The sequence below is a fragment of the Castellaniella sp. UC4447_H14 genome, assembly GCF_052978285.1.
Genome location: NZ_CM129666.1, coordinates 1,525,573 through 1,543,049, shown reverse-complemented (window position 1 = coordinate 1,543,049; position 17,477 = coordinate 1,525,573). Strand labels below are relative to the sequence as shown.

14 protein-coding genes are annotated in these 17,477 nt (G+C 64.5%); 6 read left to right on the top strand and 8 right to left on the bottom strand.

Annotation, left to right across the window (positions count from 1 at the left end; all coding sequences use genetic code 11):
• Position 1: 1 nt before the first annotated feature.
• Together ACVCMJ_RS07500 and ACVCMJ_RS07495 are read left to right on the top strand one after the other, a co-directional pair.
• Positions 2-1,792 carry a branched-chain amino acid ABC transporter ATP-binding protein/permease gene (locus ACVCMJ_RS07500; protein WP_447080813.1) on the top strand — a complete coding sequence of 597 codons (1,791 nt, stop codon included), beginning with the start codon at positions 2-4 and terminating at the stop codon, positions 1,790-1,792.
• Positions 1,782-2,552 (top strand): ABC transporter ATP-binding protein, encoded by a 771-nt coding sequence (locus ACVCMJ_RS07495; RefSeq protein WP_447080812.1) that lies wholly within the window; start codon positions 1,782-1,784, stop codon positions 2,550-2,552. The genes ACVCMJ_RS07500 and ACVCMJ_RS07495 overlap by 11 nt, the downstream gene beginning before the upstream one ends.
• Here the strand turns inward: ACVCMJ_RS07495 and ACVCMJ_RS07490 are convergent.
• On the bottom strand, positions 2,491-3,999 hold the full coding sequence (locus ACVCMJ_RS07490; protein ID WP_447080810.1) for a mannitol dehydrogenase family protein: 1,509 nt from the start codon (positions 3,997-3,999) through the stop codon (positions 2,491-2,493). The genes ACVCMJ_RS07495 and ACVCMJ_RS07490 overlap by 62 nt on opposite strands.
• A gap of 183 nt (positions 4,000-4,182) precedes the next feature.
• Between ACVCMJ_RS07490 and ACVCMJ_RS07485 the strand changes: the two genes are divergently transcribed.
• Positions 4,183-5,376 (top strand): ABC transporter substrate-binding protein, encoded by a 1,194-nt coding sequence (locus ACVCMJ_RS07485; RefSeq protein ID WP_447080809.1) that lies wholly within the window; start codon positions 4,183-4,185, stop codon positions 5,374-5,376.
• A gap of 70 nt (positions 5,377-5,446) precedes the next feature.
• On the opposite strand, the gene ACVCMJ_RS07480 is transcribed toward ACVCMJ_RS07485, so the two are convergent.
• The 7 genes from ACVCMJ_RS07480 to ACVCMJ_RS07450 all read right to left on the bottom strand — a co-directional run bounded on the left by ACVCMJ_RS07480 (position 5,447) and on the right by ACVCMJ_RS07450 (position 13,718).
• Positions 5,447-6,493: a serine hydrolase domain-containing protein gene (locus ACVCMJ_RS07480; protein WP_447080808.1), complete on the bottom strand. Its 1,047-nt coding sequence runs from the start codon at positions 6,491-6,493 to the stop codon at positions 5,447-5,449.
• The gene (locus ACVCMJ_RS07475) at positions 6,490-7,365 is read right to left on the bottom strand and encodes an ATP-binding cassette domain-containing protein (RefSeq protein WP_447082753.1); all 876 of its coding nucleotides are present in this window, start codon (positions 7,363-7,365) and stop codon (positions 6,490-6,492) included. The genes ACVCMJ_RS07480 and ACVCMJ_RS07475 overlap by 4 nt, the downstream gene beginning before the upstream one ends.
• The gene (locus tag ACVCMJ_RS07470; RefSeq protein WP_447080806.1) at positions 7,362-8,387 is read right to left on the bottom strand and encodes an ABC transporter ATP-binding protein; all 1,026 of its coding nucleotides are present in this window, start codon (positions 8,385-8,387) and stop codon (positions 7,362-7,364) included. The genes ACVCMJ_RS07475 and ACVCMJ_RS07470 overlap by 4 nt, the downstream gene beginning before the upstream one ends.
• Position 8,388: 1 nt before the next feature.
• Positions 8,389-9,300, bottom strand: coding sequence for an ABC transporter permease (locus tag ACVCMJ_RS07465; RefSeq protein ID WP_447080805.1), 912 nt, complete (start codon positions 9,298-9,300; stop codon positions 8,389-8,391).
• A 22-nt stretch (positions 9,301-9,322) separates the two neighbouring features.
• Positions 9,323-10,240 (bottom strand): ABC transporter permease, encoded by a 918-nt coding sequence (locus ACVCMJ_RS07460; protein ID WP_447080804.1) that lies wholly within the window; start codon positions 10,238-10,240, stop codon positions 9,323-9,325.
• 75 nt (positions 10,241-10,315) lie between these two features.
• A complete protein-coding gene (locus tag ACVCMJ_RS07455; RefSeq protein ID WP_447080803.1) occupies positions 10,316-11,863 on the bottom strand; it encodes an ABC transporter substrate-binding protein in 1,548 nt (515 codons plus the stop codon).
• Positions 11,864-11,882: 19 nt separating this feature from the next.
• A complete protein-coding gene (locus ACVCMJ_RS07450) occupies positions 11,883-13,718 on the bottom strand; it encodes a CocE/NonD family hydrolase (protein ID WP_447080802.1) in 1,836 nt (611 codons plus the stop codon).
• 138 nt (positions 13,719-13,856) lie between these two features.
• Here ACVCMJ_RS07450 and ACVCMJ_RS07445 point away from each other — a divergent pair, with 138 nt between their 5' ends.
• From ACVCMJ_RS07445 to ACVCMJ_RS07435, 3 genes are all read left to right on the top strand, one after another.
• On the top strand, positions 13,857-15,251 hold the full coding sequence (locus ACVCMJ_RS07445; protein WP_447080801.1) for a M20 family metallopeptidase: 1,395 nt from the start codon (positions 13,857-13,859) through the stop codon (positions 15,249-15,251).
• 148 nt (positions 15,252-15,399) lie between these two features.
• Positions 15,400-16,122: a GntR family transcriptional regulator gene (locus ACVCMJ_RS07440; protein ID WP_447080800.1), complete on the top strand. Its 723-nt coding sequence runs from the start codon at positions 15,400-15,402 to the stop codon at positions 16,120-16,122.
• Positions 16,115-17,425: a malonyl-CoA decarboxylase domain-containing protein gene (locus ACVCMJ_RS07435; protein ID WP_447080799.1), complete on the top strand. Its 1,311-nt coding sequence runs from the start codon at positions 16,115-16,117 to the stop codon at positions 17,423-17,425. The genes ACVCMJ_RS07440 and ACVCMJ_RS07435 overlap by 8 nt, the downstream gene beginning before the upstream one ends.
• Positions 17,426-17,477: the final 52 nt, after the last annotated feature.

Genomic DNA, 17,477 nt, shown 5'->3' with positions numbered 1-17,477 from the left:
CATGCGCGTACGCCCGCTCCTGGTGCTGGTGGTCCTGGCGCTGGCTGTCCTGCCGTGGCTGCCAGTGTCCGCGTTCTGGATCACGCAGATGAATTACATCGGGCTCTACAGCCTGGTCGTGCTGGGTCTGTTGCTCCTGACGGGCGTGGGGGGGCTCACGTCTTTCGGGCAATCGGCGTTCGTGGGTCTCGGGGCCTATTGCACAGCGTGGCTTACGACGGCTGTGGGGGTATCTCCGTGGTTCGGCCTGGTGGCGGGGCTGTTGCTGACCTGCCTGGTTGCCTATGTGCTGGGCGCCATCACGCTGCGCCTCTCGGGCCATTATCTGCCCTTGTGCACGCTGGCCTGGTGCCTGGCGCTGTTCTATCTGTACGGCAATCTGGATTTCCTGGGCCGCTACGATGGCATTGCCAGCATTTCGCCCATCACGCTCGGCGGTTGGTCACTCGGCGCGAGCGACCGCATGTATATGCTGATCTGGCTGATCCTGCTGCTCGCGCTGTGGGGCACCCACAATCTGCTGGACTCGCGGGCGGGCCGCGCCATTCGGGCGTTGCGCAGCGGCGCCATGGCCGAATCCTTCGGCGTGGACCTGCGCCACTACAAAGTCGTGATCTTCGTGTATGCCGCCCTGCTGGGCGGGGTGTCCGGCTGGCTGTATGCTCACATGCAGCGTGCGGTGAGCCCCAGTCCATTCGGCTTGGGATACGGGATCGAGTATCTGTTCATGGCCGTGGTGGGAGGCTCGGGCAGCGTCTGGGGGGCCGTGGTGGGCACGGCCACCATCCTGATCGTGAAGGACCAGTTGCAGAATGTGCTGCCCGGCTTGATCGGAACCAGCGCGAATCTGGAGCTCCTGGCCTTCGGAGTGCTGATGATCCTGGTGCTGCAGTTTGCCCGCGATGGCCTCTGGCCGGTGCTGGCGAGAGGCTGGGAGCGTGTGGTGGGGACGGACAGGCCCCGGCGTGCGGCGGCTGCGCCCGCCGTTGGGGCCGCGGAACTCCCCCGCCGCGCGCTGCCACCCATGGGCGATGTGGTTTTGCAGGTGCAAGACGTACGCAAGGAGTTTGGCGGGCTGGTGGCGGTCAACGACATCAGCTTCGAACTGCGCGCCGGGGAAATCATGGGGCTCATCGGTCCGAACGGCGCCGGCAAGAGCACCACGTTCAATCTCATCACCGGCGTGCAGCCGCTGACGGCAGGGTCGGTGCGCTTCATGGGGACGCGCATCGACGGCCGTCCGGCGCGCCAGATCGCCCGTATGGGGATTGCGCGCAGCTTCCAGCATGTGCAGCTTCTGCCGGACATGAGCGTGCTGGAGAACGCCATGCTGGGGGCGCATTTGCGCGAGCGCGCCGGCGTGGTGGCTGCGGCGCTGCGGCTCGACCGGGTCGGCGAGGCCGCGTTGCGCCGGGAAGCGGCCCGCCAACTGGAACGCGTCGGTCTGACCGACGTCATGGATCAGCCGGCGGGCAGTCTGCCGCTGGGGCGCCAGCGCATCGTCGAAATCGCGCGCGCCCTGTGCTGCGATCCCATTCTGTTGCTGCTTGACGAGCCTGCGGCCGGCCTGCGCTATCAGGAAAAGCAGGCGCTGGCGACGGTGCTCGATCAATTGCGCTGCGAAGGGATGAGCCTGCTGCTGGTCGAACACGACATGGATTTCGTGATGCGGCTCACCGACCATCTGCTGGTCATGGACTTCGGCACGCGGCTGGCCGAAGGGGTCCCGGCCGATATCCAGGCCAATCCGGCGGTGCTGGAAGCCTATCTCGGGGGCCTCGATGAGTTCTGAGACGCTGCTGTCCGTCAAGCATCTGTCGGCACACTATGGCAAGGTGGCGGCCCTCAGTCCGCTGGACCTGCGGGTCGATCGCGGGCAGATCGTCACGGTGATCGGTGCCAACGGGGCCGGGAAGTCCACGCTGCTCAATGCCATCATGGGGGCGCTGCCGCAGCGCGGCCACAGTCAGGGAGCCATCCTGTTCCAGGGCCAGAACATCCAGGGCTGGGACATCGAGCGCCGGGTGGAGCAGGGCCTGTCGCTGGTGCCCGAGCGCCGCGAACTCTTTGCCAGCATGTCGGTGCGGGACAACTTGTTGCTGGGCGGCTTCAGGCTGTACCGGGCGGGTGTGCGGGGCTGGCGCGATACGCTGGATCAGGTCTACACGCTGTTTCCGCGCCTGCGCGAACGGGCGGCGCAGATTGCGGGCACGCTGTCGGGCGGCGAGCGCCAGATGCTCGCGGTGGGCCGTGCGCTCATGGCGCGTCCCTCGCTGCTCATGCTGGACGAGCCCAGCCTGGGCCTCGCTCCCCGGGTGGTCCGCGAGATCTTCCTCACGATTGCGCAATTGCGCAGCACCGGCGTGTCCATCCTGCTGGTCGAACAGAACGCCCGGGCCGCGCTGCACGTCGCGGATCGCGGCTATGTGCTGGAAACCGGTGATCTGATCCTCGAAGGCGCCGCCGCCGACCTGGCCGGCAACCCCCGAATCATCGAGAGCTATCTAGGGTTTGGGCGGACAGCGCCGCCCGCATCCCCTGCGCCAGCATGATGTGCAGATAGCCTGAAACAGCAGCGGCCCAGGCGGCGGAGTTCTTGAGCGCGTCCGGGAACAGGCCGGGCAGCGCCATCAGACGGCCGCACAACACCTGCGCATCCCGCTCGTGCCCCTGTATCGCCCGAGCGATTTCGGCCTCGCGGGGATCGCGCAGCACATACCGCTTTCCGGCATCGGTCGTCCCCAGGCAGTAGCGCATCCAGCTGGCCGCCGCGAACGCAAACGGGCGGGCGTCGCGTCCGGCGGCCAGGCAGTCCTGGGCGGCCTGCAGAATACGCTGCGGGAGTTTTTCGGTCCCGTCCATGGCGATCTGCCAGCATTCATGAGCCATCGCCGGGTTGGCAAACCGCTCATGCAGCTTCATTGCGTAGTGGCCGAAGTCCACTCCGGGCAATGGCTGGAGCGTGTCGGCCGCAGCCTGCATATAGTGATCGACGGTCCGTGCCAGGAGCGCGTCGCGCATGGCGTCCCGCACATAGGGGTAGCCCGCGACATGTCCTGCATAGGCCAGCAGCGAATGGGCACCGTTGAGCATCCTCAGTTTCATGTGCTCGTAGGGCGTAACGTCGCCGACCATCAGCACACCCGCCTCTTCCCAGGCGGGGCGGCCTGAGCAAAAGTTGTCCTCCATCACCCACATGCTGAAGGGTTCCGTCTCCACGGTGGCGAAGTCGTCGCACCCCGTTGCCCCCGCGGCATCGGCCAGGGTCCGCGGGGTCGACGCGGGTGTGATCCGATCCACCATGGAACAGGGAAAGGGCACGTGAGCGGCGATCCACGATGCCAGCGCAGGATCCAGCCGTTGCGCCATGTCGCACACCCCCGCCTGGAGCAGCCTCCCGTTGCTCGGCAGGTTGTCGCAACACAGGACGGTGAAGGGCGCGATCCCCTGTGCGCGGCGCTGGCGGATGGCCCGGAGCAGCAGCCCGATGACCCCGACGGGTGAATCGGGATGAGCGAGATCGTGCGCGATGGCGGGATGGTCCCGCTGGACCTGCCGGGTGCCTCGGTCGATCCCATAGGCTTTTTCGGTCACCGTGGCGGTGACGATCCGTGTCCGGGGGCTGGCGAGCGCCGCCATTGCCGCCTGCGGGTCGCGGCTGGCCGCAATGGCGGCGGCGATGCTGCCGATGACGCGGGCGCGAGTGCCGTCTCCGTCGCGCACCAGCAGGGTATAGAGACCATCCTGGGCGTTGAGGTCGTCCACAATCGCGGTGCTGCGCAGGCTGATTTCCGTCGTGCGCCAGTCGCCGCCCTGGCGCGCGAGCACCTCATCGGTGTAGACCGTCTGATGGGCGCGGTGGAAGGCGCCCGGGCCCAGATGCACGATGCCGGCTCCGTGGGCTTCGGGCTCGTAGTCGGGCAGCGCCAGGCGCGCCTCCAGTCGGGGAGCATGCCGGGCGTGCGCGAGCCAATGGCCATTCAGGCGGGGGCGTGTCATGAAATTCTCCGGGCGGGATGGTCGTTGGGGCCAGGTGCCGTGGGGTTCCGGCAGCGCCAGCGTTGACGCTACGGAACGTTGACACCCGTCGTTCCGACACTCTAATCTCGAATCCGGAATCCGGCTGGCCCACGGGGCCGTTCGGCGGATCCTGAAAAAACAATCATAGGATGGAGACGAGACATGAAGAAATTGCTGCTGTGCCTGGCGTTGGCGGCTGCGTTGCCACAGATGGCCAGTGCCGCGGATCCACTGCGGATCGGCGTGCTGAACGACCAGTCGGGCCTGTATTCGGATTTCGGTGGAAAGACGTCGGTGATCGCCGCCCAGATGGCGGTCGAGGACTTCGGCGGCAAGGTGTTGGGCCGTGATATCGAGGTCGTGTCGGCCGATCACCAGAACAAGACGGACGTGGGCACCGCCATTGCCCGGAAATGGTTCGACCTGGACCATGTCGAGATGATCGCCGACCTGACCAACTCGGCGGTTGCGCTGGCGGTGCAGGGGCTGGCGAAGGAAAAGGACAAGATCACCATCGCATCGGGGCCGTTCTCATCGGCGCTCACAGGCAAGTCCTGCTCGCCGACCGGGTTCCATTGGGCCTTCGACACCTATGCCGCCTCGGTTGGCACAGCAACAGGTCTGGTCCAGGAAGGCGCCAAATCCTGGTTCATCCTGGGCGCTGATTACGCCTACGGCCATCAGCTCGCGGCCGACCTGACCAAGGTCGTGGACAAGAACGGCGGGAAGGTCGTCGGCCAGGTCTTCCACCCGGTGGGGGCGTCCGACTTCGCCTCCTTCCTGTTGCAGGCACAGGCCTCCAAGGCCCAGGCGGTGGCGCTGGCCAACGCTGGCGGCGATACCAGCAACAGCATCAAGCAGGCCGCTGAATTCGGCCTGACCAAGGCCGGCCAGAAACTGGTCGCATTGGGTATCGTGATCAGCGACGTGCACGCCCTGGGGCTGGACAAGGCCCAGGGTCTGGTGGCGACCACGCCGTTCTACTGGAACCGGGACGACGCCAGCCGGGCGTTTTCCAAACGGTTCGAGAAGCTCACGCATCGTGAGCCGGGGATGGTACAGGCCGGGGTGTATTCCTCGGTCACGCATTACCTGAAGGCCGTGAAGGCGGCCGGCACGACCGAGGGCAAGGCCGTGGCCGAGAAGATGCGGGAGATTCCGGTGAACGACTTCTTCGCGCATAACGGCAAGGTCCGGGCTGATGGGTGGATGGCCCATGACATGTACCTGATCCAGGTCAAGACGCCCGCAGAGTCCAAAGGTCCGTGGGACTACTACAAGATCCTGCGCACCTTGCCCGCGAGCCTGGTATCGGTGCCTCTGTCCGAATCCGCGTGCCCCCTCGTGAAGAAGTGATCGGCTCGCGCGCACAATCGCCCCGGCGGGCGATTGTGTGGCGGGCGAATCGCAGCGGCCTGCGGGCGGTTCAGGCCACGGCCTGCAGGATCTTGCTGAACAGCGTGCTGGCGTGGGCAGAGTTCAGCCAGCGGACGACGACGACCATGCGATGGTCGGGATCGATCCAGCAGAAATTGCTGCCCGCGCCGATGCCGAAATAGCTGGTATCGGGCAGATCGGGAAAGATCGCGCGTCCGTGGTTGAGCCACACCAGATATCCGTAGTAGGGCGCAATGTCGCAAGGTGTACGCATGCGGCGGATCCACTCGGACGACAGGACCTGGCGGTCGCCGACTCTCCCGTCATCGAGCAGCATCTGCCCGATGCGGGCCTGGTCTTCCGCGCTGATCGAAAGGCCGCCGCCCCAGTGCGTGCCACCCGGGATGGATTGCACGCGCTTTCCGTTCAGCTCCACCCAAGAATTGTCGTAGCCCACCCAGTTCCAGTCGTCGCGAGCCCCTACCGGCTGCATGATGGCTTCTTCGAAGACTTCGGGAAGCGGCCGGCCGAACAGATGCAGCAGCGCCAGCGAGAACTGGTTGATCCGGACGTCGTTGTATTCCCAGTACGTGCCAGGCGCCTGGCGCGGGCGGAGTTCGCCTTTCTTCCCCGCAGGCTTTTTGCCGAACGTCACCGCCCGGTAGTGGTCCGCCTGGTCCGAGAAGTCGAAGCACACGCCTTCCCAATCGCTGGTTTGGTGCAGCAGGTGTTTCCAGGTGATGTCGCGGTTGTGTCCCTCGTCGAATCCGATGCCGCTGACTCGTGCGTGGACCGGCTCGTCTACGTCAGGCAGCAGACCCCGATCGTGAGCGACGCCTGCGAGCAGGGACAGGTAGGTTTTCGCGATGCTGAACGTGAGATCGGAACGCCGAGTCTCACCCCAGGACGCAATGGTCTCGCCATCCAGGAGGATGGTCCCCGCATTGGGCCCGCGGGCGTGTACCGGTCCCATAAGACGGTTCCAGGGGGGCGGATCATTGCGGTACACGCCCCAGTTCTCGGTCACCTCGCGGTCCCAGGTGGATTCGTGGTCGATCGAAAATCGGATGGCTTCATCGAGCGCTCGCTTGTTCATTGTCTGGCCTTGGGTATGTCACGGGTAAGAAACTGTAGACCGTCGGGACGGCCGTTCGTCCAGGGAGAGCCGCTCTGGAGGCGCTGGTCCGCCTTGGGTACCAGCATGGCGCCGAGCAGGGTCCGGGTGTAGGGATGCCGTGCATGGTTGAAGATCGCGTCGGTGTCGCCGTGTTCGACGATCTGCCCGGTTTGCATGACTGCGATGCGGTGCGCCATGTGATGGATCACGGCCAGATTGTGGCTGATGAGGACGATGGTGAGATTGAAGCGTTCCTTCAGCGCGGCGATCAGGTTGAGGACTTGCGCCTGCACGGATACATCGAGCGCCGAGGTGGGTTCGTCGCAGATCAGGATCTTGGGCTTGATCGCAAGGGCGCGCGCAATGGCCACGCGTTGCCTTTGGCCCCCCGAGAGCTGTCCGGGATACGCGCCGAACAGATGGGGCGAGAGGCCCACGTCCGCCATCAGCCCCTCCGCATGCTCCCTGCGTGTGCGCGCGCTGCCTTCGGATTGAATGGCGAGGGGCGCAACGATGGTGTCGCCTATCGTCATGCGGGGATTGAGCGAAGAGTAAGGGTCCTGGAACACCGGCTGGATCAGCCGGGCGCGCTCGAGACGGCCATAGCTGGCAATGGCGCGTCCCGCGATGCGCACGGTGCCTGATGTCGGCTCTTCGATTCCCAGCATCAGCCGGCTGAGGGTGGTCTTGCCGCAGCCCGATTCCCCGACCAGACCGAGTATCTCGCCTTCCGTGACGATCAGGTCGATGCCGCGCAGCACGTTGACCACATTGCGGCTGCGCCACATCCCGCCGGCAGCGTAGTCCCGTGTGGCCCCCTTGATTTCGAGCATTGGCTCCGGCACTTTCATCGCGCGGTCTCCGCCTGTGCGCGCGTCCAGACTTCGGCGTTTCGGGTGCTGGGATCGGGAGGCAGGATGCAGCGCATGGCGTGCGTCTCGTCCACACTCCGCAGCGCGACCGGAGCGGCCCGGCAGGCGGCCGAGACGTAGGGACATCGCGGCGCGAAAACGCAGGACTTGGGAGTCTCTATCGGCGGGGGAACGATGCCCGGTATGTAGCCCAGAGGCTGGCCCCTGGCCACGCGGCCCGGGATCGGGATGGACTGCAGCAGTCCCTCGGTGTATGGGTGAAGCGGAGCGGCCAGGAGTGCCTGTGCGGGACCGTATTCCACGATCTGGCCCCGGTACATCACCGCGATGTTGTCGGCGATGGAGGCGACCACGCCGATATCGTGTGTGATCAGGATGAGTCCGACCCCCGAGGCCTTCTGGATGTCGGCGAGAAGCTGCAGGATCTGCGCCTGTATCGTGACGTCCAGCGCCGTCGTGGGCTCGTCGGCGATCAGAAGGTCAGGCTCGCACATGAGCGACATGGCGATCACCACCCGCTGCCGCAAACCGCCCGAAAGCTGGTGCGGGTATTGCCGGAAGCGTTCGGCAGGGTCGGGGACGCGAGCCGTTTCCAGGAGCCTGATCGCATGCGCGCGGGCCTGGGCCGGGCTCATCGGGCGGTGCTGGCGCAACGCCTCGACCATCTGCGCCCCGATCGTATAGCAGGGATCCAGCGCCGTCATCGGATCCTGGAAGATCATGGTGATGCGGTCGCCGCGGATGGATCGCCACTCCCGGTCGGACAGCCCGAGCAGCGATTTCCCGTCGAAGCGGATGGCCTGGGCACTGACCTGCGCGCGCCGGGGCAGCAGCCCCATGACAGCCATGGCCGTCAGGCTCTTGCCGCTGCCTGATTCGCCGACGATGGCGAGCGTCTTGCCGCGCTCCAGCGTGAGGTCCACACCTATGATGGGTTTGAGCCGCACATGATCCGTGGCTATGTCGATGTTCAGGTTCCTGATTTCCAGCAGAGGCGTCATGTCAGGCCCGTCCTTCCGGTGTGGTGATGTCCCGCATGGCGTCGCCCAGCAGATTGATGGCGAGAATCAGCAATACCAGCGCGGCACCCGGGATGGCGATCATCCAGGGCATGAAAAAGATCTGGCTCTTGGCTTCGGCGACCATCAGCCCCCATGATGTCAAGGGAGGTTGCACCCCGAGACCCAGAAACGACAATGAGGCTTCCAGCAGGATGGCGTGGGCCAGTTCGATGGAGGCAACCACGATGAGCTGTCCCGTCAGATTGGGGAGGAGTTCCTTGAGAAACAGCCGGCGCCTGGAACTGCCGATGCAACGGGCCGCGATGACGAATTCGGAGCGTGCGAGCTGCTGGGTCACACTGCGTGTGACGATGGCGAAGCGGTCCCATAGCAGTCCGCCTATGACCACGATGAGCAGCGTGAGCGAGTTGCCGATCACGGCCACGACGACCAGCGCCACCAGGACGACGGGGAGCGTGAGCCGGATTGTGAGGATGAAATTGACGGCAAGGTCGATGCGTCCTCCCCAATAGCCCGCCGCCATCCCCAGGCAGGTCCCGATGAAACCGGATATCAGGACGGTGGAAAACCCGATCAGCAGCGAGATGCGCGCGCCGAACAGCAGCCGTGCGAGGTAGTCGCGGCCCAGCAGGTCGGTTCCCAGGGGGTGAAGCCAGCTTCCGCCTGACTGCCAGACCGGGACGATGAGGCGATGCGCCAGGTTTTGCGCGGCCGGGTCGTAAGGGGTCAGCCAGGGCGCCAGCAGTGCAATCAAGGTGATGAGCAGCAGCACCGTGCCGCCGAACCAGAAGCTGCCATTGCGCAAGGCTCTTCGCAGGGCGATCCGACGTGGGGAAAGGGTGACGGCCGGTGGGGCCGGCTCTATGGGGTACGACGAGGAAGTGGCCACCATGGATGCAACGTTGGGTCGTGGACTACTGCTTGCGCAGGCGGGGGTCGAGATAGGCATTCAACAGATCGGCGAGCAGCGTGAGCAGGGCGTACAGGCAGGCAATGATGAGCAGGATGGCCTGGATGACCTGGAGATCCGAACGCTGGATGGAGGTCCAGGCCAGGTAGCCCAGGCCTTTCATGGAGAACACTGTTTCGATGATGATGGAGCCGCCCAGCATGAAGCCGAGCTGGACGGCGCTCAGGGCGAGCACCGGCATGATGGCGTGCCGCAAGGCGTGCTTGATCACCACGCGCCACGTGGACAGTCCGTACGCCCGGGCGGTCCGCACGTGATCGGACTGCAACGCGTCCAGCATGCCCGAACGGGTCAGGCGCATGATGACGGGGGTTGCGTAATAGCCCAGTGCGATCGCCGGAAGGACGTAGCTGCGCCAGGAAGCGGTCCCCGAGAACGGCAGCCATCCGAGCTTGACGCCAAAAACATAGATGAGCGCGAGCCCGAAGAGAAAGGACGGCATGGCCTGCCCGGCGACGGCGATGGCGAGCGCGATCCGATCGATCAGCGTGTTGGGCCGCAGCGCGGCCAGCACCCCCAGCGGGATCGACAGAAGCAGCGCGAACGCGAGCGCGCTGATGCCGAGCGTGGCGGTGATGGGAAAGTGTTGCGCGATGATTTGGGAGACGGGAGCGCGCAGAAAAAAGGAACGCCCGAGATTGCCGTGCAGGACGTTGTCCACCCATGCGCCGTACTGGACGTACATCGGGCGGTCGAAACCGTAGTCCGTCCGGATGGCTTCGATGTCCGATGGAGAGGCATTCTCGCCGGCCATGGCGACCGCCGGGTCCCCGGAGAGGTACACCAGCGAGAATGCGATCATGGACACTACGACGACAACGAGCGCGCTGACGGCGAGCCGTCGGATGACGAGTCTAAGCATGACGGCCGGCTCTTCCTTGCATGAGGGTGCTGGCGGCCCTCGGGCCGCCACTGGCCGCCAGCGCGCGGGGTACGATCATTTCCAGCTGGCCATGTAGAAGTGGGCGGCCTCGTCGGGAGTGACCTTGTAGTTCAGGTCCGAGTTGATGGCGTAGATGCGCCCGTAGGTGAAGATGGGGATGAAGTACGCCTGGTCCGCAATCCGCGAGAGCGCTTTCTTGTACAAGGCCTTGCGTTCGTCGGAATCCACCGTGTGATCGGCCTTCACCAGCCAGTCGGTGACCTGCTTGTCGCGCGCATAGTCGTCGGTACTGCCCTCGAAGTAGTAGCTGGTCGAGGCGGACGTATCCATCATGCCCTGGGAGCCCCAGGTAAGCTGCGAGAGTGCGACTTGCCCCTTGCGGATGGTCGGCTGAAGCGCCTTCCATTGCAGGAATCGGATATCGGTGTTGATGCCGACGGCGCGCAGATAATTGGCCACCGCTTCGGTGTAGGGCCGATCCCGGTAGGCGTAGAAAGGCATGCTGAAGCCATTGGGGTAGCCGGCTTCGGCGAGCAGCTTTTTCGCGAGTGCCGGATCGTAGTCATACTGCCGGACGTCCTCGGTGCAGCCGAACTGCTCCGGGTAGCACATGGATTTCAGGGGCTTCGAGCCAGGGCCGACCAGATCCTTCGCGATGGCGTTCTTGTCGATCGCGTGCGCGATGGCTTGGCGGACTTGCAGCTTTTCCAGCGGGTTGGGTCCCGAACGCCCCGAGGCATCCAGTGACAGGAAGGACATCCGCGTGGTGGGGGCCGCCGTGACGGTGATGCCGGGCACGGCGCCGAGCTGCTTGGCGTTCTGGGGCAGCACCGACCACAGCCAGTCCACCTGGTGGGTCATGATGGCGGCCATCTGCGAGTCCGTGTCGGGAATGGTTTTGAAGACCAGTTTGCCGATGTGCGGCTGGCCTTTGGGGCTGTCCTTGAAATAATCGGGATTCTTCACGAGCGTGAAGGACGATCCGGAGTGGAAATCCTTCAGGATGTAGGGCCCCGTGCACATGGGCAGGACCGCACCGAAGTCCTTTCGGGCGTCTCCCTTGGCATTCGAGAGCGCGGGCGCGTTGTCGTAGTGTCCATCCGGATAGATCGGTGTCTGGTCGGCCAGATAGGTGAGCGCCGCGGGGGTGGGTTCCTTCGCGATGATGCGGACCTCGTAGGGCCCCACGACTTGGACGTCCTTGATCCAGTCCACGATGAGCCGCGTGGTCACGCCGCTGTCGGGCTGTCGGGCATGGTTCAGCGTGTAGGCGACGTCCTTGGCGCCGAAATCCTTGCCGTTCCAGAATTTGATGCCTTGGCGCAGCTTCACGTCCAGCGTGTGGTCGTCGGTCCACTTGTAGCTTTCGGCGAGCAGCGGCTGATATTCGTGGGTGATCGGGTTGAGATGCACCAGCGAATCGCACATGTTCAGTGCCGTGATGACGACCTCGCGCAACGCCTGGTAGTAGAGGTCGGTCGTGTCGACCTGGGAGGCCGTGGACCACACGACCGTATCGTCGCTTTTGTCGGCGAGTGCGGGAGCCTGAAGCGCAAACAGCGCGGCAATGCCCGTCAATGTCAGTTGAGTCAGTCGTTTCATGGTCGTCCCAGGAAGTGAATCATGGCTTGAAGTGCAACGGAAGGATGAGCAAAGAGCGCTGTTTCGGCTGGCGCAGCAGCGCGAGGCGCGGCGGCCTGCCGTGTGGAATCTGGATCGAATGGTCGGCATCGTGTCCGGCGATGGAAAGGCGGATACGGCTGCCCCTTGGAAAAGTCCATGAAACCGGCAGCAGCGCAAAACGCAGGTTTTGTGGAACGCCTGCCGGCATGGGCCGGATGTCCCGCCGGGCGTAGGCGCGAAAAGGCCAGGATGTCCGGCACGCGTCCGGCGCGATGCTTTCGTGGCGATGCAGCGCCCGCAGCAGGCCTTCGGTGACGTAATGGACTTTACCGTTCGGGGTGACCTCTGATATGAATGCGTGAATCGCAGCATCCGGTTCGCTGGATGTGAGCCAGAAATCGGCGACGGCATGGCCGGTGAGTTCGGCGTCGGCCGGCAAGGGCTCGCTGGTATAGGAAAGCAGCTGTCCCTCGCGGGCCTGCCAGTCGGTGTAATAGTTCTGGGTGTCGTGCCCCGCGATGCGCTCGTACCGCGTCTGATTGCCCGTGCCGAACGCGAAGTCCGCCTGCATGTCGTCCATGCCGTCGGCTTGCGCCTCAGTCGTCAGGCGCCCGCCGGGCGCCAGGTGGAACACGCTTTGTGCGTCGTGAGGCGGCCAGTCGTTCGCGCCGTGCCAGGCTTCCTCGTGGACGCTGAAGTAATGCACGGGTTGTTCATCTTGCAGCCCCGTGTCCATCCCGCGCAGATAATGGTCGAAGAAGCGGAGGATGGGATCCAGGATGTTGAATTCCGGCGCCGGCCGAGTGCGCCAGGGCGACGTATTGACGCGCGCACCGTGATCCCATGGCCCCAGTAGCAGATGGCGCGGGTTCCGATTCAGCGTGAGGAAACGCGAGATGGCCCCGTTTGCATAGCCTGCGCCATCGGTCCACCCCGAGATCGACAGCACGGCCACCGTGTCCCGAATACCCTCGCGGTAATGGTAGGGACTGAAGTTTGCCGACGTGAACGACCGATCATAGGGCAGTGAGTCGTCCCGACAGGGAAACTCCGTGATGAAATCCGGCATCCTGAAGTTGCCCAGATGCTCTTGTACCGCGGCTCGTCGCAGCTCGCCATCGGCGTCTTCGTCCACCGGTTGCGGGCCCGCGAAGTTCGGGTCCTTGAAATAGCCGAACTCTTTCAAGAGTTCGCGCCGGTCGTGATCGAGCGCCGTCATGAGGCGATCGTAGGTTTGCGACAGCCGGTTCAGGAGCACGCCGCCGGGGTAGTAATTGTCGGCCCAGGTGTCCCAGACGGCGGAAATGGGAGCGATCGCCTTGACGGCAGGGTGCCCCGTGCTGGCCAGGAAGTCGCTGGCGGCGCCCAGATAAGAAATTCCGGTTGCGCCGATGGATCCGTTGCACCAGGGCTGCCCGGCAATCCAGCTGGCGATCTCGCCATAGTCTTCGCGCTCGCGCGGTGAGCGGAAGCTGTCGCGCGTACCGAAGCTCGCACCTGTTCCGCGAACGTCGACCGCGACGAGCGCGTACCCTCGGGGAACGAAGTAGTCGCGGTACTTGCAGATATTCGGTGTGGGCTCGGTCGCCAGACTGGGGTCGGCCAAGGCAAAACGCCGGTAGTAGGGCGTGAAGATCACGATCGTCGGAAAGCTCGGATCCGGGATCGCGTCGTGGGACTGTGGCAGGTAATAATCGACGGCGAGGCGGCAGCCGTCCCGCATGGGGACATAGACGGACCGAGGATCCGGACAGGCGCAGTCGGGCGCCCGCAGTCGCGCATACTCGCTGGGAGGCGTCAGCCAGGAGGCGTTCCCTATGTCGGAATCGGACACGAGCGTTTTTCTCCTTGCCCGCTTTGCGGCGGCTGTCTCAATCGTTCTAATTTGAATGCATAATTCAAACTTAATGGGTACCCTGGCCACTGTCAAGCAGAGATATCACTAAGCCACCGTCACTCGGAAGGAGCCACCATGCGAGAACAAGCCATTGCCAACGCCGAAGGGATTTTCGATTCGGGCGAGTTTCGGGAGACGCTCGCCCGCCGCGTCGCCGTACCGACCGAGAGCCAGAACCCGGCGCGGACGGCCGAACTCAGGCGCTATCTCGATGTCGAGCTGCGCGCCGCATTCGAACAGATGGGGTTCGACTGCCGGATCATGACGCATCCGCTGGCGCGTGGGCCGTTCCTGTTCGCGCAGCGCATCGAAGACCCGTCCCACGCCACGGTATTGGGATACGGGCATGGGGATGTGGTGCGTGGCCTGGACCCGGAATGGCGGGACGGCCTGTCTCCGTGGACCCTGACATCCCGGGATGGCAACTGGTATGGCCGCGGCATTGCCGACAACAAGGGCCAGCACTCCGTGAATCTTCAGGCTTTCCGGTCGGTGCTGGAGGAGCGGGGGGCGCTGGGTTTCAATGCCAAGTACCTGATCGAGACGGGCGAGGAGGTGGCATCCCCCGGGCTGCGCGAACTGTGTGAGGAAAACCGCGAGCTCTTTGACGCCCACGTGCTCATTGCTTCGGACGGGCCCCGGCTCAGCGCCGAACGTCCGACGCTCTTCCTGGGGGCCCGAGGCTGTCTGAACTTCGACCTGAGCATCTGCGCGCGCGAGGGCGGCCATCATTCGGGCAATTGGGGCGGACTGATTTCGAATCCCGGCATCCAGCTCGCCCATGCGATCGCCAGCATCGTGTCGGACACCGGGCAGATCCGCATTCCCGACTGGGTCCCCCCGCAGCTTCCGGATTCAGTGCGCCGCGCTCTTGCAGGCTGTGAAGTCAGTGGCGGCGTGGATGGCCTCGTCGTCGAAGACGCGTGGGGGGAGCCGGGCCTGACGCCGGCGGAACGGGTCTTCGGCTGGAGCTCCTTCGAGGTGCTCGCGTTCAAGACCGGGAATCCTGAGACGCCGGTCAATGCGATTCCGCCCCGGGCCTGGGCGCGTTGCCAGTTGCGTTTCGTGGTCGGCGTGGACGCCGATGAAGTCTTGCCCGCGTTGCGGCGGCATCTGGATCGCCATGGCTTTCCCATGGTGGACGTGCGTCTGGCGGAAGGGACGCTCTTCAGGCCATCACGCACTGACCCCGACGACCCCTGGGTGACGTGGGCGGCGGCCTCCATCGCTCGAACGAGCGGCGAAACGCCCGCCGTGCTGCCGAACCTCGGGGGCTCATTGCCCAACGACATTTTTACCGATGTGCTGGGATTGCGCACCCTCTGGGTGCCTCATTCTTATCCCGGCTGCTCGCAGCACGCGCCCAACGAGCATCTTCCATCGCGGCTGTTGCGGGGGGCCCTGAGGATCATGACGGGGCTGTACTGGGATCTGGGAGAGGGCGATCTTCCGCTGCCGTCGCGGTCGTAGCGGTCCTCACGAGCCGTGGTCAGCCGGCGTTCAGGGATAACACGGGCTTGAGCGGCGGGATCCGCCTATAGTATTTTGACAGTAATTATTAATTATTAATTACTGTCCGGAGTGCTTTCCGGAGGCCGGACCCGCCAGGACCCCATTCATGCCTCGAATCCCCCGAAAGATTCTTTATCAGGAGGTAGCCGACCAGCTCCGGGGCATGATCCGCTCGGGTGAACTCGGCCCCGGCGACTGGGTCGACGAGGCCTCGCTGACGTCCGTCTTGGGGATATCCCGAACGCCGCTGCGCGAGGCGCTCAAGGTGCTCGTGGCCGAGGGCCTGCTGCGGATCGAATCCAGGCGGGGCTGCTTCGTCAATGAACTGGCCCCGGGCGATCTGGAGAGCATCTTCCCGCTCATGGCTCTGCTCGAAGGCCGCTGCGCCTACGAGGCGGCATTGAAAGCGCGGCCGTCGGAGTGGGTCCATCTCGAACCGCTGCACGTCGAATTGCAGCGTTTTGCGCGAGCCGGCGATATCGACGCGTATTACCGGGTGAACGCAAAGATACACGAGGCGGTGCAGGCGATGGCAGCCAACCCGTGGCTGTCGGGCGTGCTCGACCAGTTGCGCGGCGTCCTTGGGCTGTCCAGGCATCACAGCTTGAGCCTGCCAGGGCGTATTGGGGAGTCATGCGTGGAGCACCTGGCCATATTCGACGCTTTGCGGGCGCGCGATGCACAGAAGGCCGAGCACCTGACTCGTGAACATCTGATGCATCAGCTCGACGCGTTGCGCCTTCTCATCCGACAGTCCGACGATGCTTTGGCGCAGTCGTTGGAGGCCGGAACGCGGATAGTTGAACGAGGAGTGTCTTCGGATGTCTGAACAACAAAACACAGCGACGGCCACGACCGGGTCGGATTACCCCCTCGTCAAGGCCGCCAAAGAGAGCGCGTTGCGGGGCCGGGCGGCCAAATTGCTGGAGCGCCTGGGGCGATGGCTGGACCGGGATCAGCTTCCGGATATCGAAGCGCTCGGCAGGCTTTATACCGCATCCTCCAAAGACAACGCCGCCAATGATCTCGCACGGAGTTGGGCCGATCAGTATCTTGCCGCGGGTGCCGATGAACGCCGTTCGCTGTTGGCGGCGTTGGTCCGGGCCGGGATCGAGTCGGACACGCCTCAGAAGGAGCAGTTGTTCCGCCGCCTTTATGCGCAAAGCGATCGGCTGGGTCTCATGGTCGAACTGCGCGCCGACATGCTGCGCTGGCGCAATCAGGTAGCGGGGCTGGCGGAACTGGAGCAGCCTTTGGCGCGGCTGCTGTCGAACTGGTTCGATGTGGGCATGCTCGAGCTTCGGCACATCAATTGGGATTCGCCCGCATCGCTGCTCGAGAAACTGATCCAGTATGAGGCCGTCCACGAGATCCGGTCCTGGGACGACATGCGCCGGCGCGTCGCGGATGACCGCCGCTGTTATGCGTTTTTTCATCCGCGCATGAGCGACCAGCCGCTCATCTTCGTGGAGGTCGCGTTCTCCGAGCACATTGCCGGTGACGTGCAGGCGTTGCTGGATCCGGTGCGGCCGGTGGATGGGCTCGAAAAGGCGCGTTGGGCCATCTTCTATTCGATCACCAATACACAGCCCGGCTTGCGTGGCATCAGTTTTGGCAATTTCCTGCTGCGCCGGGTGATCGACGACCTCCAGCGCGAGTTGCCGCACGTGCGGTCTTACGCGACGCTGTCTCCCATCCCGGGGTTCGCGTCATGGCTGGAGAAGCAGTCGGCCGACGAGGTGCATGCGGCACTGGAGCGCCTGTCGGGCCAGTCGGTTGACCCGGAAGAAGACGCAACGGGGGTGGGCTGGGTGGCGCGGCTGCGGGGCGGCGCAGCCGCGACGGCTGACGAAGACGTAGAAGAGCTCCGGCGTTGCGGTCTCCGGCTGGCGGCACGCTATCTGGTCAATATGCACAACGGCCAGCCGCTTGATCCGGTCGCCCGGTTCCACTTGGGGAACGGCGCGCGTATCGAGCATGTCAACTGGGCCGCCGACCTTTCGGTACGGGGTTTGGCGCAGTCGTGCGGCATGATGGTGAACTACGTATACGAGCCCGCACAGCTCGACGACAATCGGGCACATCTGGCGGCGGGGAAACCCAGCGTGTCCAGAAAGGTGCAGCGGTTGTAAGTGTGAAGCGGCTGAAATGCAATCGCTGAGATGCCGCGACTGAAATGCAGTA

What these genes read in the sequence shown, in the direction of transcription:
- ACVCMJ_RS07480 (WP_447080808.1), bottom strand. Translation starts at nt 6,493, where the DNA reads ATGAACAAGCGAGCGCTCGATGAAGCCATCCGATTTTCGATCGACCAC.
- ACVCMJ_RS07485 (WP_447080809.1), top strand. Translation starts at nt 4,183, where the DNA reads ATGAAGAAATTGCTGCTGTGCCTGGCGTTGGCGGCTGCGTTGCCACAG.
- ACVCMJ_RS07445 (WP_447080801.1), top strand. Translation starts at nt 13,857, where the DNA reads ATGCGAGAACAAGCCATTGCCAACGCCGAAGGGATTTTCGATTCGGGC.
- ACVCMJ_RS07495 (WP_447080812.1), top strand. Translation starts at nt 1,782, where the DNA reads ATGAGTTCTGAGACGCTGCTGTCCGTCAAGCATCTGTCGGCACACTAT.
- ACVCMJ_RS07470 (WP_447080806.1), bottom strand. Translation starts at nt 8,387, where the DNA reads ATGACGCCTCTGCTGGAAATCAGGAACCTGAACATCGACATAGCCACG.
- ACVCMJ_RS07490 (WP_447080810.1), bottom strand. Translation starts at nt 3,999, where the DNA reads ATGACACGCCCCCGCCTGAATGGCCATTGGCTCGCGCACGCCCGGCAT.
- ACVCMJ_RS07500 (WP_447080813.1), top strand. Translation starts at nt 2, where the DNA reads ATGCGCGTACGCCCGCTCCTGGTGCTGGTGGTCCTGGCGCTGGCTGTC.
- ACVCMJ_RS07455 (WP_447080803.1), bottom strand. Translation starts at nt 11,863, where the DNA reads ATGAAACGACTGACTCAACTGACATTGACGGGCATTGCCGCGCTGTTT.
- ACVCMJ_RS07465 (WP_447080805.1), bottom strand. Translation starts at nt 9,300, where the DNA reads ATGGTGGCCACTTCCTCGTCGTACCCCATAGAGCCGGCCCCACCGGCC.
- ACVCMJ_RS07440 (WP_447080800.1), top strand. Translation starts at nt 15,400, where the DNA reads ATGCCTCGAATCCCCCGAAAGATTCTTTATCAGGAGGTAGCCGACCAG.
- ACVCMJ_RS07460 (WP_447080804.1), bottom strand. Translation starts at nt 10,240, where the DNA reads ATGCTTAGACTCGTCATCCGACGGCTCGCCGTCAGCGCGCTCGTTGTC.
- ACVCMJ_RS07435 (WP_447080799.1), top strand. Translation starts at nt 16,115, where the DNA reads ATGTCTGAACAACAAAACACAGCGACGGCCACGACCGGGTCGGATTAC.
- ACVCMJ_RS07475 (WP_447082753.1), bottom strand. Translation starts at nt 7,365, where the DNA reads ATGAAAGTGCCGGAGCCAATGCTCGAAATCAAGGGGGCCACACGGGAC.